Source organism: Salinimonas iocasae, assembly GCF_006228385.1.
GTDB lineage: Bacteria > Pseudomonadota > Gammaproteobacteria > Enterobacterales > Alteromonadaceae > Alteromonas > Alteromonas iocasae.
This window is the reverse complement of sequence record NZ_CP039852.1, coordinates 221,623-241,068: the sequence shown is the minus strand read 5'-3', so window position 1 is coordinate 241,068 and position 19,446 is coordinate 221,623. Positions and strand designations below refer to the sequence as shown.

The 19,446-nt window shown below is 47.0% G+C and carries 16 protein-coding genes; 6 read left to right on the top strand and 10 right to left on the bottom strand.

Annotation, left to right across the window (positions count from 1 at the left end):
* Positions 1 to 174 precede the first annotated feature (174 nt).
* Positions 175 to 1,098 (bottom strand): alpha/beta hydrolase, encoded by a 924-nt coding sequence (locus FBQ74_RS01010; protein ID WP_139754902.1) that lies wholly within the window; start codon positions 1,096 to 1,098, stop codon positions 175 to 177.
* Between the two features lie 281 nt (positions 1,099 to 1,379).
* Here FBQ74_RS01010 and FBQ74_RS01005 point away from each other — a divergent pair, with 281 nt between their 5' ends.
* The gene (locus tag FBQ74_RS01005) at positions 1,380 to 2,021 is read left to right on the top strand and encodes a hypothetical protein (RefSeq protein WP_139754901.1); all 642 of its coding nucleotides are present in this window, start codon (positions 1,380 to 1,382) and stop codon (positions 2,019 to 2,021) included.
* Between the two features lie 316 nt (positions 2,022 to 2,337).
* Positions 2,338 to 2,919 (top strand): hypothetical protein, encoded by a 582-nt coding sequence (locus FBQ74_RS01000; RefSeq protein ID WP_139754900.1) that lies wholly within the window; start codon positions 2,338 to 2,340, stop codon positions 2,917 to 2,919.
* Positions 2,920 to 2,984: 65 nt separating this feature from the next.
* Here FBQ74_RS01000 and FBQ74_RS00995 read toward each other — a convergent pair whose 3' ends face one another.
* Positions 2,985 to 3,614, bottom strand: coding sequence for a LysE family translocator (locus FBQ74_RS00995; RefSeq protein WP_139754899.1), 630 nt, complete (start codon positions 3,612 to 3,614; stop codon positions 2,985 to 2,987).
* 114 nt (positions 3,615 to 3,728) lie between these two features.
* Here FBQ74_RS00995 and FBQ74_RS00990 point away from each other — a divergent pair, with 114 nt between their 5' ends.
* Positions 3,729 to 4,703, top strand: a complete 975-nt coding sequence (locus tag FBQ74_RS00990; protein ID WP_139754898.1) for a GlxA family transcriptional regulator — start codon at positions 3,729 to 3,731, stop codon at positions 4,701 to 4,703.
* Positions 4,704 to 5,064: 361 nt separating this feature from the next.
* On the opposite strand, the gene FBQ74_RS00985 is transcribed toward FBQ74_RS00990, so the two are convergent.
* The 5 genes from FBQ74_RS00985 to FBQ74_RS00965 all read right to left on the bottom strand — a co-directional run bounded on the left by FBQ74_RS00985 (position 5,065) and on the right by FBQ74_RS00965 (position 11,178).
* Positions 5,065 to 6,366, bottom strand: coding sequence for a hypothetical protein (locus FBQ74_RS00985; RefSeq protein WP_139754897.1), 1,302 nt, complete (start codon positions 6,364 to 6,366; stop codon positions 5,065 to 5,067).
* 206 nt (positions 6,367 to 6,572) lie between these two features.
* Positions 6,573 to 7,139, bottom strand: a complete 567-nt coding sequence (locus tag FBQ74_RS00980) for a single-stranded DNA-binding protein (protein WP_139754896.1) — start codon at positions 7,137 to 7,139, stop codon at positions 6,573 to 6,575.
* A gap of 248 nt (positions 7,140 to 7,387) precedes the next feature.
* A complete protein-coding gene (locus FBQ74_RS00975) occupies positions 7,388 to 8,950 on the bottom strand; it encodes a sodium/sugar symporter (RefSeq protein ID WP_139754895.1) in 1,563 nt (520 codons plus the stop codon).
* Between the two features lie 49 nt (positions 8,951 to 8,999).
* Positions 9,000 to 10,139 carry a galactokinase gene (gene galK / locus FBQ74_RS00970; protein ID WP_139754894.1) on the bottom strand — a complete coding sequence of 380 codons (1,140 nt, stop codon included), beginning with the start codon at positions 10,137 to 10,139 and terminating at the stop codon, positions 9,000 to 9,002.
* Positions 10,129 to 11,178 carry a UDP-glucose--hexose-1-phosphate uridylyltransferase gene (locus tag FBQ74_RS00965; RefSeq protein ID WP_139754893.1) on the bottom strand — a complete coding sequence of 350 codons (1,050 nt, stop codon included), beginning with the start codon at positions 11,176 to 11,178 and terminating at the stop codon, positions 10,129 to 10,131. The genes galK and FBQ74_RS00965 overlap by 11 nt, the downstream gene beginning before the upstream one ends.
* Positions 11,179 to 11,384: 206 nt before the next feature.
* Between FBQ74_RS00965 and FBQ74_RS00960 the strand changes: the two genes are divergently transcribed.
* Together FBQ74_RS00960 and FBQ74_RS00955 are read left to right on the top strand one after the other, a co-directional pair.
* Positions 11,385 to 11,987 carry an RDD family protein gene (locus tag FBQ74_RS00960; protein WP_168190582.1) on the top strand — a complete coding sequence of 201 codons (603 nt, stop codon included), beginning with the start codon at positions 11,385 to 11,387 and terminating at the stop codon, positions 11,985 to 11,987.
* A gap of 101 nt (positions 11,988 to 12,088) precedes the next feature.
* Positions 12,089 to 13,492 (top strand): M20/M25/M40 family metallo-hydrolase, encoded by a 1,404-nt coding sequence (locus FBQ74_RS00955; RefSeq protein ID WP_139754891.1) that lies wholly within the window; start codon positions 12,089 to 12,091, stop codon positions 13,490 to 13,492.
* 9 nt (positions 13,493 to 13,501) lie between these two features.
* On the opposite strand, the gene FBQ74_RS00950 is transcribed toward FBQ74_RS00955, so the two are convergent.
* From FBQ74_RS00950 to FBQ74_RS00940, 3 genes are read right to left on the bottom strand one after another with little or no spacing between them, the layout of a single operon-like run.
* A complete protein-coding gene (locus FBQ74_RS00950) occupies positions 13,502 to 14,377 on the bottom strand; it encodes an alpha/beta hydrolase (RefSeq protein ID WP_139754890.1) in 876 nt (291 codons plus the stop codon).
* A 32-nt stretch (positions 14,378 to 14,409) separates the two neighbouring features.
* Positions 14,410 to 15,024 (bottom strand): HAD family hydrolase, encoded by a 615-nt coding sequence (locus FBQ74_RS00945; RefSeq protein ID WP_139754889.1) that lies wholly within the window; start codon positions 15,022 to 15,024, stop codon positions 14,410 to 14,412.
* 48 nt (positions 15,025 to 15,072) lie between these two features.
* Positions 15,073 to 16,428 (bottom strand): MFS transporter, encoded by a 1,356-nt coding sequence (locus tag FBQ74_RS00940; RefSeq protein WP_139754888.1) that lies wholly within the window; start codon positions 16,426 to 16,428, stop codon positions 15,073 to 15,075.
* A 171-nt stretch (positions 16,429 to 16,599) separates the two neighbouring features.
* Between FBQ74_RS00940 and uvrA the strand changes: the two genes are divergently transcribed.
* On the top strand, positions 16,600 to 19,437 hold the full coding sequence (gene uvrA / locus FBQ74_RS00935) for an excinuclease ABC subunit UvrA (RefSeq protein WP_139754887.1): 2,838 nt from the start codon (positions 16,600 to 16,602) through the stop codon (positions 19,435 to 19,437).
* The last annotated feature ends 9 nt before the right edge of the window (positions 19,438 to 19,446 follow it).

Sequence of the window (19,446 nt, the reverse complement as noted above, 5' to 3'; positions counted from 1 at the left end):
GGGATAGTTTCAACTTAATTGGAGACTTTTAAAGATAGAGCCTTTTCAGACCTGACAGGCTGCACCGTTCGAAAAACGGCCGATGGCTGAATCCAACTTTCGTAGCTGTTATGAGCGGACTGTGGCCATAAAAAATTCAAGTAATAACAAAATCTGCGACTATTCCAGCTTCGTTCAATAAAGGTTGTCAACTAGGCTGCGAATCGCAGTAACCACAATGTCAGGTTGTGATTTGTGAATAGAGTGTTGTCGCTCACGAGTGAAGATAATTGTGCTGTTGGACGAACGAGTTGCGATGTTTTCTTGCAGCTCAGCCCACACATAATTTCGTGTATCTGAAGCAGGTTGTTCAGAGGATGGCTTATTCCGCGCAATCACTACCAGCGGTAGATTTCCAAAATTAGGTTTCAATGCTTGTAGCTGATTAAGGCTTTGATGGAATGATTGCGCTTCATCCAGACTAGTATATTGATGCTTAGTTGTACTTTTCTTGGCCTTTTCTTCAGGGTTAGAATTGGAAAGATATAATCTTGGCAACCCAACTGGCGCAGCCCACATACCAAATTTAAAAAGGTACTTTTGTATAAAACTAGGCTCAGGCATTTCATCTATTTGGCTTTCATGAGCAGAGTCAATTAATACTAAACCGGCTATGTCATCGGGATACTTTAGCGCGTATTGCTGCATGTTGACGCCACCAAAGGAATGCCCAACAAGAATGATCGGCCCTGTAAATTTCTTTTTATCCAGCATTGAGTGAAGCTCGTGGACAATTTCTTCACTGGTCCTCTCTTTCGGGCTTTCGTCGCTCCAGCCAAGTCCTGCTCTGTCGTAAGTTATTACTCTGGCAAATTTCGAGACTTCATCTGATACCTTTTTCCAAACAGACAAATCATCGCCCATACCAGAATCAAATATTACATTTACACGTCCCGTGCCACTCTCTTCTGTATAAAGGCTGTAACCACCAACCTCAATCATCTTCCCGGTTTTGATAAAGGCGCTATTATCGATATATTGAGAGCTTGTTTGATAAACAAGACCAGTCGATATGAGGATTATTATAACGATACAAAAATACTTGAAAAAAAACTTCATTAGTAAAATCCTTTTAGCTCATGATGCTAGTTTTTTATTGAGTGCAGCTTGTCTTATGTTTGATTAAAATTCAATCTATTATTTGCAAGAGTTTTGTTCGAGGAATATGAATAGTCGATAGCGCTTAATCTTTTATATTTCTAATGAACGCTCCCTGTCTAGCGCAGTTGATATAACTTTACAAACCAACGACTGCAAATCGCTCACCTTCTCCCGATTGATTACGTCTTGAGTTTTAGTAGAATCATTCTGGTGGTTAATATATGTAGTATGGGATTGATTTGGCTGAAAATTTGAATGCGTTGATTTTTTGGTTTGTGATGTACGTTTCTTTGACTTCCTGGGCACAGGCACACACTGTTCATTCAGGAGAACACCCGTCGAGGCTGGTTCAAGACTCATTCACTTTGCCATTCACAGTGGAAGATAACGCTATCATCGCAAAGACAGAGATAGAATCTCTTAAGGTGGGTTTGCAAGTTGAGTTTGAAAAGCCTTTGTCCGCTAACGGAGAAAATATCAGGGACTCAAAAAGTATTCTCATAAAAAGTATTGGACCTCCGACTAATAACCTCCTCAAGCTTATTACAAAGCATTTTGGTTACCAGTATGATGGTCAGACTGTTTTAAGCGAAGTCCGGTTCCCGGTTGTGATTACTAACACTACAGATAATAACAAACATAAATTTCGAAGATTGTTATTAAACTCTAAAACTGACGGGCCCTTAGGCTCTTTGCTTCTCGACTTTGATAATTCAGATTTGATATTCGTGAAACACTCTGCGTCATCTATGGCTCTGTTCCTGCTGGAATTAACCTCATCGCGTGAAGCACGCCCCCCTTCTCAACCAAAAGAAGGCATAAAAACGATGCCATGCATCTTTGATGTAGTTGCTGAACGTTATATTTGTAAACAGCTTTAAGAGCCAGTTATACCACTCCTAAAACTTAGGTAATCTGCGTTATTCGCTGATAGTAGAGGTTTGATTTCACAATCCTAACGACCGTTCCTTGTCTATTAATGCCCGTGAAGTCACGCTGTAGGGCTGCTCTGTACCTTGAGTTCAATTGGTGAATGCAACGCTATCCTTATTTAAGGAGGAACGTGTTGCGGCCGGTCGTATTTTGAAAGATTTAGTATCTTGAAAGGCGCTGCTTCCGGACACTGAAATTTTCATCTCGTTGATGACGTGATATCGTTATTGTTTGGAAAATTATAAACACCATAGTAGCTTTGATATGTCCTTAATTAAGATAGGTAACACATACCTAGTAGCACTTTTCTGCATGATTTTTTCCAGTTCATTATTGGCTGAACAAGCAATCCAACCTGACCCTATCTACCAAGAAACAAAAATTAGAAACTCTAGGCCTATGGTTGATGGAGAAGTATTCGACGCCCAAGAGCAGGATCCTAATTTAGCTTCCATTTTTGCTGAGGCTGATAGGCTCGCTGAGAGAAAAGTCGGAAACGTACCCCGAAATATTGATTTTGTTCATGCTTTTTGGGGTCAAAAGAAAAAAATTCTGAAAGGTAATTATGGTATTAAATGGCACTCTCCCGCTGAATTAAACCCCCAGATTAATTATGGAGCTTATGGGCAACCACTTATTACAGAGCTTGAAGAAAGGGCAATATTAAACTACTTGATGGCAATTTTTGATTTGAGTGACCATGAAATAATCAGTATTAAAAGAAACTTTGAGGGCGAAGTTTCAATAAGAACTAAAACTAAAAATGGCAATAATCACTACAGTTATATAGTTGAGGGAGCAGATAATAGCTGGCGCTTCTTAAAACTGAATGAAATAGCATTATAATCCAGGATATCTTCTCTTTAGGACTCAAAAGTACGTAAAGCGGACATTGACACCAATAGACAAAGCTAATTCCCCCAAAGAGCAGCTTTGCCATTCACAATTGCCATTACTGCTAATAGCAAGAATAGCGCACCACAACACTGATTGAAAATTCGCCCATTGGCCAAAAGTAGCGTTTTAACCCTATAAGCTAACCTCGCCACGCTAAACTCTACGGCGAATTCGATGCAAAGAAAGCTCACTGTTATCACCAGAAACTGCGGAATAAATGCCTCGTCTGGGTTTATAAACTGAGCTAAAAATGCAGTAAAAAATAGCAAGACTTTCGGGTTAGACAATGCTGCCAAATAACCTTGCTTAAATAGCTCTTTAGGCAAAATAGAAACCACTGTTGTTTGCTCTATGCTACTTGCAGACGCGAAAAACAAATTGAAACCTAACCATGCGAGGTATAATGCGCCCAGCCATTGAAGACCAATCATTAACTCAGGATTGGTTTCTAATAGCGTGCCTAATCCGAGCATTGCTATCGTGATCAATATGAAGAAACCACTAATACCTCCGCATATCGTCCAAATTGTTTTTTTATAACCATATCGAGCACCATGGCTTAGTGCCAATAGTGAGTTAGGGCCTGGTACACAAGCAAGCCCCAGAGCAGATAAAGCAAAGACGCACCAAATTTCAAACGTCATAACTCACCAAATAATTGAGAAACTTAATTGGCTTTAGTATCTCTCAGCTTTAACATTATCTATGGTATTATCTGGACGCAAAATGCGACCATTTAGACAAAAGGTGTGCGACAAATGAATGATGAAAATGGTGTCCGCTTTTTATTGATACCTCTAAATAATTTTAACATGCTTCCGTTTGGTGGCTTCTTGGATAAACTCCGTTTTTCAGCAGATGAAGCCGATAACAGTCAACAGCGGTATTGTTCATGGAAAATTTTATCTCACACCAGGGGATTAGTTGTTTCTAGTAGTGGGATCCCAATAAATGTTGCTCTCGAACCTAGTGAAGTGCAGCTTGCGAATTTTGACTATGTGGTATTCTTTGGTAGTCGCACTGCGATTGAATCACAGCAACAGGCAGCTTATTACCGCTCTTTTATTCGAACCGTTGCCGCAAATAGCATACCAATAGTAAGCATCGATAACGCTTGCTTTACCCTTGCAGAGTTGGGGCTACTGAACCGTCATCAAGTCGTGGTTCATTGGCGACATCATAGTGAATTCAAAGCGACTTACCCAAAAGTAGTCGTAAGAGATGAACAGCTTTATCATTTTGATCGCAAGCTGATCAGTTGTACTGGTGGAAGCGCAGCTATCGATCTTGCAGTGGCGATTTTGCAAAACCATGTTGGTCAGACAAGAGCAGAAAAAGGCTTAGCGGATATGCTGATTGATGAAAATCGCAGTATGCAACACCGCCTGAAATCGTCAGAGCAAGGGCTATACAGGAATCGTCATATGGATAGAGCGGTTTCTTTGATGCAAGAAAACTTAGAACAGACAATAACCGTAGAACAGGTTGCTGCGCTCATCGGCATTAGTCGACGACAATTGGACCGCTTATTTCAGCAAAAGCTCGGTGTTTCCGCTCGTCATTATTGGCAAGAGTTACGTTTACAACATGTCTACTGGCGATTGACACATTCTGGCCATGACCTTGCGCAACTCGCAGATGAAGTTGGTGTCAAGGATATCAGTTATTTGTGCAAGATTTTTAAAAAAAGATTTGGAATGACGCCAGGGCAATGCCGTCGCGACCCGATATAGTGATGACTATGTGTGTCTAGCGAGCGACCTTTCACCATTCAATTTCTGACTCATTATAAAAATTGGGGCAAGTACGTTTTTCTGAAAGTGTGATGAGCATTAACTCTAAATGATTTTGGGGCAGAAACGAGTTATACCTGTGTGGCCGAAATTGGCACTAATCGGCAGTCTATAATCAACCATCGAACGTCTGACTATAAGTTGTCTAAAAGCGTCATTGAGAATACGTCGAACGAATGACCGCTCCTTGTCTTCAGCGGACCTTCATTGGAAGGGAAGTCGAGCAACCGCTTTTCGCGCTAACTAACTGTTAGCTCGGGTCTGGTCTTTTTAACAAAAATGTCAAATCAAATATGAGTCACTACAGACTAAGTGATTCTTCCAGTGAGACTAATTTACCTTCAAGAATCTGTTCGATGTTTTTCACAAATGTTTTCGATGTCCAGGTCTCTGTGAGTGATAAAAACACATCACTGGCTTCTTCGTTACCTTTTCTCGCTCGCTCACGGAAATCCACCCACAACGAGTAAATGTCTCGTTTTCCACTTTTCTCTAATTCCGTATCAATAGCCTGATGAATCAGCAAGCCACAAGAATAATGTAAATCAATGCGTCCCTTATCGGCTGCCTCAACGAGCGAAATGTCAGTTAAGCCACTTGAACAATCCGTCTTTAGCCTATTTATTTTATTAGCCACATATTCTTTCTTATCAGGAAATACTTCTAGCAGGGCTAAAGCTGCTAACCACTCTGCGTGGCCTTCGTGAAGCCAGGATTCACTCTTTTTACCACTGATGCTTTTGTTATCGGCGCGTTGATACAGATGCGCGACTTCATGGGCAAAAAACCAAACAGTGTCGTTAAGAAACTCATCATCGTTTGCTTTGCCATGCAGGTTATTCAGGTCCCAATGCATGAATATTTGGTTAGGCAACGTACCGCCTTGTGTTGAGTGCCCACTGGTATTGGCATATGAAGCAAATAGTGTTGGCTTTGCGCCATCAAGCTTTCCGAGCCGCGACTCATAATAATTCATCAACTCAGGAATAACGGAATTCAGTGAACGCTTCATGCTTTCAGGCAAACCGTTGTCTATTACCGATATAACATTCTGCGTTTCGACAGGCTCTTGAGAGCCGACATAGATATTCATACCATTATTGCTGTCTTTCCAGCTGGCAGCGTCTTTAAGCACTTTACCGTTCACGATCATATGTTCGTTTTCTGGCACTTTTAAAGTGAAAAACCACTCGTTAACGTTATCACTGCACTCATCGATGCAGGCGAAAAACCGCCCGGTGTGAAACAGTACACCATGCTCTGAATAAGGAGAAAAAGGCGCGTAATCTTTTGGAAGGTGCGTATATGTTGGCGTCAGCCGCATACTTACTTCTGTAAAGTCTTTGCCATCCGTCCTGACGATATACTCGTGGTTTCCGATAGAAACAATTTCAAACTCTGATATTTCAGGGTGCCAGCGCTTAGTTCTGGAATCATCGGGGTTTCTGATAAAGCTCAGACGACTTGCGGGTCTGTGCATTTTGTACGATACCGTCCACTCCCCGTAGTTTGACTTCTCGATGGCGATATCAACCATAGATTCACTGGTAGCCCATGCAAAAGAGCTGATTAGCATGAGGTAAAAAGCCGCAATAACTTTCAAACTTACTTCCTTTTAAATGACCCTGAGCGGACGCTACGACTTGTCCATTATCGGTATATTGCCTGACACATGAATGCATTTTCCAGCGTACCGATTACATCTGAATACCAGAGTAGCCAACTTTACACTTTGTTTTAAGAACAAAAAAAAGCCCTTAGAAAAAGGGCTTAATTAAAATTCTTTACAAAATATGTCTCAGGTAAACGCTAAAACGGAATATCGTCGTCGAAATCAAAATCAGGTTCAGCCATTGGTGGCTTGGTATTCTGACCACCCTGGTTTCCCTGACCGCCCTGATTAGGACGCTGGGCAGGCTGATTACCATAACCCTGATTCTGGTTCTGATTTTGCTGATAGCCGCCTTGCTGCTGATAACCGCCTTGATTCTGGTTACCTTGCTGGCGCGGCTGACCGCCACCCTGACCCTGGCCTTCGCCCCGGCCACCCAGCATTTGCATCTGATCAACGATAATTTCTGTGGTGTAACGATCCTGACCTTGCTGGTCCTGCCATTTACGCGTCTGAAGTTTTCCTTCTACGTAAATCTGAGAACCTTTTTTAAGGTATTCACCGGCCACTTCGGCCAGTCTGCGATACATGGTTAACCGATGCCATTCCGTGCGCTCCTGCACCTGGCCTTGCTGATCTTTCCAGCTTTCACTGGTAGCCAGACTCAGGTTAGCTACGGCATTACCATTAGGCATGTATCTTACTTCAGGATCATTACCAAGGTTCCCGACCAGGATTACCTTGTTCACGCCTCTACTTGCCATCGATGTCTCCTGTTTATCTTTTACTGTCAGGCGTTTAAGCCTAAACAAATATGGTAATGAGTTATGATTCGTTTTTTGTGCACAAATCAAAGCACATTATTATAACGAAAAACAGAGGCACTGCGTGAAAATTCTCACGCTGCTCTCATCAGGCCTCTGATTTACTTATAATAATCGCTACTCCCGACAGGTAAACTGTCTTTGTGATCGGATTAAGGCGATGAGCGCCTCCATCGCCCTTGTCAGAACTACCACCAGGTGGCGTAAAACGCGATTAAGATCGCAACCACGGCTATAGATGCGTAATTGAATCCTTTTGTGGTGCCGAACTGCACTTCTTTTAGCTCCACAGCATTTGGATGCGCGCCTTTATTTTGCACCAGTGAAATCGCAACAGCAGCACCTACACACAACAGGAACACAATTCCGACGCGATCTATAAACGGCAGTTCCGGCAAGAATATCCAGAACAGCAAACTAAAGACAAACGAGCCCAGTGCAGCAGCCAGACCGCCGTTTGCTGTGGTTTTCTTCCAGAACATGCCCAGCACAAACAGTGCACAGATACCCGGTGTAAAGAAGCCGGTAAATTCCTGAATATACTGGAACGCCTGGTCAAAGTTACCTAATAACGGTTTTGCCACCAGCATCGCGATAACCAGAGCCAGGAAACTGACTATCCGGCCCACCGTAACGTAATGATGCTGACTTTTGTCCGGTCGACGGTCTTTATAAATATCCATGGTGAAAATGGTCGAGACACTGTTGGTCATTGAGGCCAGCGACGACACAATGGCAGCAACTAACGCTGCAAATATCAGCCCTTTAAGCCCTACCGGCATCAGGGTCATCATGGAGGGGTAGGCCTGATCGGCTTTATCCAGCTCAGGCGACAGAATAATCGCTGCGATACCTGGCAGAACAACGATAAGTGGCATCAATAGTTTTAAAAATGCTGCGAATACAATACCTTTTTGCGCTTCACTAACGCTTTTGGCGGCCAGAGTACGTTGAATGATGTACTGGTTAAAGCCCCAGTAAGACAGGTTCATTATCCACATACCACCAATCAGAACTGAAATACCCGGCAGGCTCTTATAGTGTGGATTATCCTCAGACAGAATCATGTCGAACTTGCCCGGTAATCGTTCGGTCAGGTCGATAAAGCCCTGCCACGCACCATTTCCACCGCTTATCATGTCCAGGGCGGTGAAAGACAGGAACAGACCGCCGATAACCAGCAGCACCACCTGAATAATATCGGTCATGGCTACTGCTTTAAGACCGCCATACAGTGAGTAAGCCAGTGAGAAAAGCCCCAGGAAAATCATGCCGTACATCAGCTCAACACCCGCAATGGTATTAATCGCCAGGGCACCCAGCCACAGTACTGCTGTCAGATTCACAAATATGTATACCGCCAGCCAGAATACCGCCATGAGCATACGAACACGGTGGTCGTAACGCTGCTCAAGAAACTGCGGCATGGTATAAATTTTATGTTTAAGGAAGATAGGCAGAAAGTATTTACCTACGATGATTAAGGTCAGCGCTGCCATCCATTCATAAGAGGCAATTGCCAGACCTATCTCATAGCCGGAGCCGGACATACCGATAATCTGCTCGGCGGATATATTGGCGGCAATTAATGAGGCACCAATAGCCCACCACGGCAGGCTGGAGCCAGCCAGAAAGTAGTCATTAGTGTCTTTTTCATGCCCTTTTTTTTCTCTGGATACCCACCAGGCAATACCAATCAGGGCGATAACGTATATAACGAATACTGCCAGATCCAGTGTTTCGATGTTCATAGCTTTCCCAACACAAGTTGTTGTTTTATTTTTTCATAATGTGAGTCATTCAGGCGAAAGCCCCACTTTCAGCCGAACAAACGTAAACAGTTTGTTTCAGGCCCGTGCGTGCATGATAGAATTTATTAACAGCATTAGTCACGTCTAATACACGATTTTTTGGTACCAGCGCTACAACACACCCACCAAAACCGCCACCGGTCATGCGTACACCGCCACTTTCCTTGATCTGCTCACCGACCAGCTCCACCAAATAGTCAATTTCTGGTACCGTGATCTCGAAGTCATCGCGCATCGAATTGTGTGACTGTGCCATTAACTCGCTGATTACCGTCATATCTTCGCTTTGCAGCGCTTCAAACATCGCTTCAGTACGTGCGTTTTCGGTAATAACATGGCGGGCACGACGATATACAACTTCACTCGTCCTGCTTTTACTAGCATCAAGCATCGTCATCGATGCGTCTCGCAATGTGGTCAGGCCCAGAACATCAGCCGCCTCTTCGCACTGCTTGCGACGCGTGTTATACGCGCTGTCCACCAATCCGCGCCGTACATTAGAGTTGATAATTATGATCGCCAGCGACTCGGGGACCGGCGTGTGCGCTATACTCAGCGCGGCACAATCAAGCAGCATCGCATGGCCCTGCTTCCCCTTTGCACTGATCAGCTGATCCATGATGCCGCATGCACAACCCACAAAAGCGTTTTCGGCTTTCTGCCCGATTTTCGCTGCTTCAATACCATCTACCGGCAGGTTGAATAACTGGGTCAGCACGCGAATCAACGCTATCTCAAAGGACGCCGACGAGCTCAGGCCTGCACCCTGTGGCACATCTCCGGTGACCATCAGGTTTACGCCGCGCACAGCCGGATAGCGATGACGTAATATTTTAAATACACCACGTACATAGTTAGCCCAGCTTTGCGTGTCGTCATAGGTAATATTGTCAAGTTCGAACTGATTACGCGCCTCGTCTATATCCAGCGCGACAATATCGACAAGGTCGTCCTCACGCGCTGAGGCCGCGACAGTGGTGCCGAAGTTGATAGCAACCGGTAGAACGAAGCCGCCATTGTAGTCGGTATGTTCACCGATTAGATTCACCCGTCCCGGCGCATGTGCAACGCTGGCAGGCGCGTGACCATAACAACGCAGGAATTTGTCAGCCAGTGCTTCACTTTTCATTTTTGGCTTCCCGATAATGTTGAGTAGGCAGTGATGTTAACCGCTGTGCCGCCTGCTCGGGGGTTAAATCACGCTGAGCCTCAGCCATCATTTCATACCCGACCATAAACTTTTTCACAGTAGCGGATCGCAGCAGTGGCGGGAAAAAATGGGCATGAAGTCCCCACTCTGGCTGATTTTCACGGTCGAACGGTGCACTGTGCCAGCCCATCGAATAGGGAAAGGAAGTATTGAACAAGTTGTCATAGCAAATAGTGATTTGCCCGATAATGTCGCTTAGCGAACGCTGTGTAGCATCATCCAGTTGTGTAAGCGACTGAGCCTCAAACCTGGGAAGAAGCAGAATTTCAAAAGGCCATGCGGCCCAATAAGGGACCACGGCAATCCAGTCTGTATTACTGCGAACCACACGTTCGCCATAGGAAAGTTCACGCTCCGCATAGTCTTTCAGTAAGCTGCGACCATGTTTATTATAATAGTCTTCAAACTGCTGACGCTTTCGCATCGCCTGGGTGGGCAGATGCTTCTGGGCCCATACCTGACCATGAGGATGCGGATTCGAGCACCCCATTACAGCTCCTTTGTTCTCAAAAACCTGCACCCAGTCATAGCTTTCACCCAGCTGGGAAGTCTGCGCAATCCAGGTTTCCACCACAGCAAGACGCTGCGCATCTGTCAGCTCAGGTAATGACTTATTGTGATGAGGCGAAAAGCAGATAACCCGGCTGCAGCCCTGCTCAGTGTGCATCTGGAATAGCGCATCACCACTTTCATGTGCCGGCGTATCGGGTTTTAGTGCAGCAAAGTCATTGTCAAAAACAAACGTACTGGTGTATTGAGGATTTTTATGACCACTCGCCCGCTCGTTACCGGGGCATAAATAACAGGTTTCATCGTAATCGGGTAACACCTGAGGGGCCAGCGCTTCGGACTGTCCCTGCCAGGGGCGTTTTGAACGATGAGGTGAGACCAGCACCCATTCACCAATAAGCGGGTTGTACCGGCGATGCGGATGTGTCGCGGGATCAAAGGCAGTCATAGTCGGCTCAGATCTAAAGAAGATTGCACTGTTATACGCCATGCAGAAAAAATTTAAACCATCGATTTTATCCATCCAAATGCTATTGCCGGTTTTATCTGCAGCCTGCCAAAGGACAGAGAGTCGGTATAACCACCGTTCGTGCTGTTGGCGTTTTCTTTTTTGCCCGTTACACTGCGGTTAACGTAAACAAAAAGTGAATTATTGTGCAGGCACTCGATTACGAAAGTTATTCATTGGCAGAGCTTCATGAAGCCTACGACCACCTGGATAAAGACGCGCACCCTGAACGTGCAGCGCTGCTTTCTCAATACATCAGAAATCGCGAGGAAGAAGAGCTGGATACTATCAACGGTATCGAGCGTCACAAACTGGCGCGTCGGCGCGAGCGATTTGCGGCATTTCTTATTGATTTATTAATCGCTATAGTTTCTGGCATTCCTCTTTGGCTATATTTCGGCCTTGACCGTCTCCAGCAGCCCGATATCTCAATGATGGTAACCGCTGTCGTCTACAGCATTTGTGCGTTTATCATTATTCACGGCTACTTTATTGCCACCCACGCACAGACCGTTGGAAAACACTTTTTGAATATCCGTGTGGAAGACTTAAACGGCCAGCAAGCAACATTTTCGCGGTATGTTTTCTTGCGCTATCTGCCCATGGCGGTCGCTTACTCAATTCCAATTATTGGTTCTTTCATATCCCTCGCCGATCCGCTTTTTATTTTTGGTAAATCGCGGCGGTGCCTTCATGACTATGTTGCAAAAACCCAGGTGGGGTACGCACCCAGTCAATTAGACGACTGATCGGACATCAGTCGTTTTTTCTATTAGCTTGGTCGTTCAGCGCTGTTCATCACCGCTGGCAACGCCGAAGATGCTATAAAACAATAACGACAGGAAATCACATGCTAATTCCTTTTCCCCTAAAATCGGCGCTGGCCGGGCTGCTCGTTCTGACGACGTCTGTCACCTGGGCTGACGAGCTTGCCAGTGAGACTAAACAACAAATTCAGACGATAAAAGATAAAGCGCTGAATGATGATTTGTCTTTTGAAATTATTGAATCGCTGACCACAGAGGTTGGCCCCAGAATGGTGGGCACCCCGGCTGAAAAGGCTTCGGTAAAATGGGCTGTAAATAAAATGAAGGCGCTGGGCTTTGATAAGGTCTGGACGGAAGAAAGCGAAGCGACATTGTGGGAACGCGGTACGCTGGACGCTCAAATTACGGCGCCCTACCCGCAAAAAGTTAAAGCATTAGCGCTGGGCAATAGTGTTGGCACCGGTGGTGAAACAGTATCTGCTGAGGTGGTGGCGTTCGATAACCTGGAGGCGCTTAAGGCAGCCCCTGCTGACTCACTGGATAATAAAATTGCATTCGTTACCTATCAGATGGAGCGTCATCGCGATGGCCACGGCTATGGCAAAGCAGTTGGCGCCCGGGTTTCCGGTGCTTCAGAAGCGGCCAAAAAAGGCGCGGTAGGCTTCATCATGCGTTCAGTTGGTACTGATACTAATCGCTTTGCTCATACGGGCGTGCAAATGTATCAGGATGATGTAAAGAAAATTCCTGCAATTGCTCTGTCCAATCCTGATGCTGACCTGATGGAGGCAATGCTAACCCGCGATGAGCCAGTAACATTTTCTATTACCATGGATAATGCTGATACAAAGGGCAAAACCACGACCATCGCGAATGTGATTGGGGAAGTCACCGGTTCGACATATCCCGACCAGGTGGTCACGCTGGGCGCGCACCTGGATAGCTGGGATGTAGGTACCGGCGCTGTCGACGATGGCATAGGTGTTGGTATTACGCTTGCCGCTGGTCACTATCTAAGCCAGTTGGAAGAACGTCCTGAGCGTACGCTGCGCGTTATTCTGTTCGCTGCCGAAGAAATTGGTCTGCATGGTGCCAAAGACTATGTCAAAAAACACCGCGACGAGATGGACAACCATGTTATCGGCGCAGAGTGGGACTTTGGTAACGGTAAGATTTATGAGCTTGCACCTGGTGTGTCACAGCAAGCGCTGGATGATATGCGTGCCTTTGCGCAGTTGCTGGCACCGCTGGGTGTAGAAATGGCAAGCACCAACAATGCGAAAGGCCAGTCTGATATGAGCGCGCTGGGCAACGCCGGGCAGCCTGCGGTTAATTTTAATCCCGATGGCAGTGATTATTTCGACTTTCACCACACTGAAAACGACACGCTGGATAAGGTCGATAAAGCGGCGCTGAAAACTAACACCGCTATCTACAGCATGTTTGCGCTGTTTGCTACCGACAGTGGTGTTGATTTCAGAAAATAGCCCTACGGCTTAATAGCCGGGGAACTTGTCAAAAGAGCTGATGAATTCCCGGTACTTTGGAATAACACGCCGATGCTCCATGGTTTCGGCGTGCTTCGCGCCAGGCACAATGATAATTTCCTTATTCATACTGGGCGATATATCGTAAAGCTCACGTCCGAATTTAACCGGCGTGAGCTCATCGTCCCGGCCTGTCAGAATCATCAGTGGGCCCTGATAATTGCGAATATAATCAGCATTATCCACCAGCGCCAAATCAGCAGATACTTCCAGGTAGGTAAAATACTTAGTCCAGGTGGGGATCATATTCTGCGCTACGTCAGTTACCCGGTTTATGGGGCCGTCCAGCACCAGACCATCCACATCACGAACCGAAGCGACATAACTGGCAACGATGCTTCCCATAGAAATACCGTGCACCACCGTGGGAAGGTGTGAGGGGAACACACTTCTGCCGTAATCGTATACCTGTAGCGCGTCGGCTTTCAGGTTAGCCATACGCATACTGGCTGCTTTTTGACTGGCGCCTACCCCCTGATAATCCACCCAGAGAATATTGGCAGGGATCTGACCGAATCGATGCATCAAACCCGATGAGTTGGAGATACTCATGCCGTTGCCAGCAAAAAATACGATGTTAACCACTGGATTCGGATACGAGACGGCAACACCTTTCAGCGTGAGTCCCTGAGCATTGGTAAGCTCTACCGTAGTGATGGAAACCTCTGCTTCGTCTTCATTGACGCGCTGATGCAACTGCGTGGTATCCAGCGGCATCACCGTAGAGTCCTGATGAACAAATGAGCCCGAACTGACGTCAATGGCACATCCCCCCAAAAGAACTGAAAACCAAAGGATCCAGAGCCGAAAAGACAAAATGTTCATACGCTGTTTAAACCATTAATAACTGCTTTGATTTATTGTTCAGATAGCCGGGCAGCAAGCACAGGTTGCCTGATTTTGCCGTTCTCGACCAGAAAGCAATCCATACCGGCCCGATGTGCAGCTTCAAGCCCGATACGGGTATCCTCGAAGACCACGCATTTCTGAGGTGCAATCCCCATATTAGCAGCAGCGGTTAAAAATGTTTCCGGATGGGGCTTACCCTGTGTCACATCGGAGGCGGTAACCAGTGACTTAATTTTATCTGACAACCCGTGATGTTGCAGCAACGCCTTTGCATCGTGCCGCTGCGCACCTGTACCAATACTGACCGGCATGTTCGGGCAATAATAGTTAAGTACAGCAAGCGTGTCATCAATCAGGATTGGGGTATGATCAAGCTGCTTCCAGGCCGCCTCTTTGTAGGCTGTCACTTCATCAATATCGTGCTGCTTATCAAACGCTTCATTCAGAATTTCTACGGTTCTGCGCGTGGGAATACCGCCCAGTTTGTACATGTATTCTTTGTCATAGGGATAGCCATATCTGTCGCAGGTTTTTTCCCAGGCCACCAGGTGCGACCCCATGGAGTCCACCAGCGTGCCGTCCATATCAAAAATAATGCCCTGATACGCACTTAAATCTATCATAGCTATCCTGTTATCTGTGAAGTGGTACCGGACTTCGCAGCAGCGTTTTTACGCCGCGCGGCCGGAGAAACGGCGCAACAGTTGATTAGCCGCTTCGCGATCAAACTGACCTGTTACTTTCAGGTAAATCATGCCATCGGGCACGGAAACTGTGGTTTCCTGAACACCGGTCAGTTCGCTCAGCGCCTGCAACAACGCAGATGAATCCTCACTGGTGCCCTGCCATTTAAACGCAACCCGTTTGATGCGGTTCACTTCATTCAATCCACGCAAGATAAGCAGCCAGCATGAGGCGGCCACAGCACCAACGAAATACGCCGTTTCAGCGGTCCAGTGGTCAGCAACGATGCCGGCCAGAACGCCACCTAAAAAAGCACCGAAGAATTGAAAGCTGGCATAAATTCCCATGGCGGTGCCCTTTTCCCCGGCAGGCGCAATACTCGATACTAACGCAGGAAAGCTCGCCTCGAGATAGTTAAACCCGGTGAAAAAAAGAATCACCGCGCCCACAACCACCCAGCGGTGATGGTCCTGTGCCCCCAGCATGGCGAAGGCTACCGTCATAAACAACGCAGCAACCAGTACGACTTTTCGCGGGGTCTGCCCTTTCCCGATTCCCATCAGAATAATCAGCCCTATGACAGAAGCTATCAGCACCGGCAGATACAGCATCCAATGGCTTTCGAGTGTCAGGTCAAAATGTACCAGGGTGACAGGCAGCTGTACAAACAACAGCGTTATCATCATGTGCAGTAATAAAACACTGACATTAAGTCGCCAAAGCTGAGAGGAGAATAAAAGACGACGAAGCTGCCCGCGCTGCGGCAGTACATCACCACTGGTTTGCATCGGCACACTGGGTACTGACCACTGAATCAGTGGCATGCAGCAAATAGCGAGCACCCCGGTCAGTGCAAAGATACCCGCCAGGCCCCAGCTATTGGCAATTAACGGGCCGGCAAGCACCGCCAGGTAGAAGGAGAAACCAATGGCGATACCAATGATAGCCATGACTTTGGCGCGTTGCGTTTCGCGACTGACATCGGTAGCCAGTGCCATAATTGCGCCGGCAATGGCACCCGCGCCCTGTAAAATACGTCCGGCAATCATCCAGGCTAAAGAATCTGCTGTTGCGGCGATAAAACTGCCTGCGGCAAAGACGCTCAGACCAAGCAAAATAACAGGTTTACGCCCCCACCGGTCTGATAACATACCCATGGGGATCTGCAACGCAGCCTGCGTCAGACCATATCCACCCACAGCCAGACCTACCAATACCGGTGAGTAGTCAGGATAATCCATTGCAGCAACGGCCAGCACTGGCATTACCATGAATAAACCCATCATGCGCAGCACATAAACCAGTGCCAGTGACACTGCTGCGCGTACCTCTAACGCGTTCAAAACCTTACATTATCCTGTCAGTACACTTCGCTGCGCAGTGTACCATAAAAAGCTTTTGCGCCCATGACACGTTTTTCATCAAATGATCTGCCCCCTTACGCTGGCGTAACTAAACAATATTTTTAATAGCCAGTGTGGCATACTGGAATTTTTGGCAAATTATGGGTTTCAATGGATAAAATCGAAATACAGGGTGCTCGCACTCATAATCTTAAGAATATCGATTTAACAATTCCCCGAGATAAACTGGTCGTTATTACAGGGCTCTCCGGTTCCGGAAAGTCGTCCCTGGCATTCGATACACTTTATGCAGAAGGCCAGCGTCGCTATGTCGAATCTTTGTCAGCGTACGCGCGTCAGTTTCTGTCGATGATGGAAAAGCCTGACGTGGACCACATTGAGGGGTTATCGCCGGCCATTTCCATTGAACAAAAGTCCACGTCTCACAACCCGCGTTCCACCGTCGGTACCATTACCGAAATTTATGACTATCTGCGGTTGTTATTCGCCCGTGTTGGTACACCTCGCTGCCCGACACACGATGAGCCGCTGGATGCGCAAACCATCAGCCAGATGGTGGATAAAGTTCTGGAGATGCCCGAAGGCAGTAAGCTGATGCTACTGGCTCCGGTGGTATCTGATCGTAAAGGCGAGCATGTTAAGTTGTTGCAGAATCTTGCCGCGCAGGGCTATATCCGTGCACGAATTGACGGCGAGGTCTGTGATTTATCAGATCCCCCTGAGCTTGATCTGCACAAAAAGCACACTATCGAAGTCGTAGTCGACCGATTTAAAGTGCGTGATGATTTACAGCTGCGTCTGGCAGAATCCTTCGAAACGGCGCTGGAATTATCAGGTGGCACTGCACGGGTGCTGGACATGGATAATCCTGATGCTGAGGCGGCTGTGTTTTCGGCCAATTTTGCCTGTCCGCACTGTGGCTACAGCCTGAGCGAACTGGAACCGCGCCTATTTTCATTCAATAACCCGGCGGGCGCGTGCCCGACCTGTGACGGGCTGGGTACTCGCCAGTTCTTTGACCCTTCCAGAATTATCAACAACGATGAGCTAAGCCTGTCAGGCGGTGTGATTCGTGGCTGGGACAAACGAAGCTATTACTACTTCCAGATGCTGCAAGCTGTGGCTGACCACTATGGCTTTGACCTGACTAAACCGTTCGCCGAGTTGACCAAAGAAGAGCGTGACGTGGTGCTGTATGGCTCCAAAGGCAAATCGCTGAAGTTTAAATATATTAACGATCGCGGCGATATCATGGAACGCAAACATCCGTTTGAGGGTGTTATACCGAACATGGAGCGCCGCTACCGCGAAACCGAGTCCAATGCGGTGCGTGAAGAACTGGCCAAATACTTAAGCCAGCAGCCGTGTACCAGCTGTGGTGGTTCTCGCCTGCGAGAAGAAGCCCGTAATGTCTTCATTCAGCAGACTACTCTGCCCGACATTGCAGAAATGTCGATTGCCAATGCCTTCGACTTTTTCGAAACGCTGGATTTAGTCGGTCAGAAAGCGCAGATTGCCGATAAGATCTTAAAAGAAATACAGGACAGGTTAGGCTTTCTGGTCAACGTAGGTCTTAACTATCTTAACCTTTCACGCAGTGCTGATACGCTATCAGGCGGTGAAGCTCAGCGAATTCGTCTGGCCAGCCAGATTGGCGCCGGGTTAGTGGGCGTTATGTATGTGCTTGATGAACCGTCCATTGGTCTGCACCAGCGTGACAACGAACGGCTTCTGGCGACGCTCACGCGTCTGCGGGACTTGGGTAATACTGTCTTGGTTGTTGAGCACGATGAGGACGCTATTCGCGAGGCGGATTATGTTATTGATATCGGCCCGGGCGCTGGTGTACATGGTGGTGAAGTCATCGCTGCAGGTTCGGTAGATGACATCATTAACAGTGAGGACTCACTTACCGGAAAGTATCTTTCTGGCCGGGAAGAAATCGAAATTCCACCTGAACGCAACAAGCCTGATAAGAAAAAATTACTGACGCTTGAGGGCGCCTCGGGTAACAATCTACAGTCCGTTACGCTGAATATTCCGGTGGGTCTGATGACCTGTGTTACCGGCGTATCCGGCTCCGGTAAATCAACACTGATCAACGATACGTTTTATCGAATTGCCCAGCGTGAACTAAACAATGCAACAGCCAATGAACCTGCTCCGCACAAAAATATGGCGGGTCTTGAGCATCTTGATAAAGTGGTCGATATTGACCAAAGCCCTATTGGCCGGACACCACGTTCCAACCCTGCCACTTACGCGGGCATATTTACGCCAATCCGGGAGCTTTTTGCCGGTACGCAGGAAGCACGCTCGCGGGGCTACAAGCCTGGCCGGTTCAGTTTCAACGTAAAAGGCGGGCGCTGTGAGGCATGTCAGGGTGATGGCATGATCAAAGTTGAGATGCACTTTTTGCCTGATATCTATGTGTCCTGTGATGTCTGTAAAGGCAAGCGTTACAACCGCGAAACGCTTGAGGTACATTACAAAGGCAAGAATATCAATGAAGTGCTGGATATGACCGTTGAGGAAGCTCGTGAATTTTTCGACCCTATTCCGGCCATCGCCCGAAAGCTTCAGACGCTTAAAGACGTCGGCTTGGCGTACATTCGTTTAGGTCAGGCCGCCACAACATTATCAGGCGGTGAGGCGCAGCGTGTGAAGTTAGCGCGAGAGTTATCCAAGCGCGACACCGGTCAAACTTTATATATTCTGGATGAGCCCACTACTGGCCTGCACTTTCATGATATTAAACAGTTGCTTGCTGTATTGCACCGCCTGCGTGACCATGGCAATACCGTGGTGGTTATTGAACACAATCTTGATGTTATCAAAACCGCTGACTGGATTGTGGACCTTGGTCCCGAGGGTGGCTCTGGCGGCGGGCAGATCATCGCCGAAGGCACGCCTGAGCATGTGGCTGAACAAGACGTATCTCATACCGGTCGTTTTTTAAAGCCAATGCTTGAAAAGCAGAAGCGGTAGTTTTAACTG

Coding starts and splice junctions, on each gene's coding strand:
- FBQ74_RS00950 (WP_139754890.1), bottom strand. CDS start 14,377: ATGAACATTTTGTCTTTTCGGCTCTGGATCCTTTGGTTTTCAGTTCTT.
- FBQ74_RS01010 (WP_139754902.1), bottom strand. CDS start 1,098: ATGAAGTTTTTTTTCAAGTATTTTTGTATCGTTATAATAATCCTCATA.
- FBQ74_RS00945 (WP_139754889.1), bottom strand. CDS start 15,024: ATGATAGATTTAAGTGCGTATCAGGGCATTATTTTTGATATGGACGGC.
- FBQ74_RS01000 (WP_139754900.1), top strand. CDS start 2,338: ATGTCCTTAATTAAGATAGGTAACACATACCTAGTAGCACTTTTCTGC.
- FBQ74_RS00975 (WP_139754895.1), bottom strand. CDS start 8,950: ATGAACATCGAAACACTGGATCTGGCAGTATTCGTTATATACGTTATC.
- FBQ74_RS00980 (WP_139754896.1), bottom strand. CDS start 7,139: ATGGCAAGTAGAGGCGTGAACAAGGTAATCCTGGTCGGGAACCTTGGT.
- FBQ74_RS00965 (WP_139754893.1), bottom strand. CDS start 11,178: ATGACTGCCTTTGATCCCGCGACACATCCGCATCGCCGGTACAACCCG.
- FBQ74_RS00955 (WP_139754891.1), top strand. CDS start 12,089: ATGCTAATTCCTTTTCCCCTAAAATCGGCGCTGGCCGGGCTGCTCGTT.
- FBQ74_RS00995 (WP_139754899.1), bottom strand. CDS start 3,614: ATGACGTTTGAAATTTGGTGCGTCTTTGCTTTATCTGCTCTGGGGCTT.
- FBQ74_RS00990 (WP_139754898.1), top strand. CDS start 3,729: ATGAATGATGAAAATGGTGTCCGCTTTTTATTGATACCTCTAAATAAT.
- galK (WP_139754894.1), bottom strand. CDS start 10,139: ATGAAAAGTGAAGCACTGGCTGACAAATTCCTGCGTTGTTATGGTCAC.
- uvrA (WP_139754887.1), top strand. CDS start 16,600: ATGGATAAAATCGAAATACAGGGTGCTCGCACTCATAATCTTAAGAAT.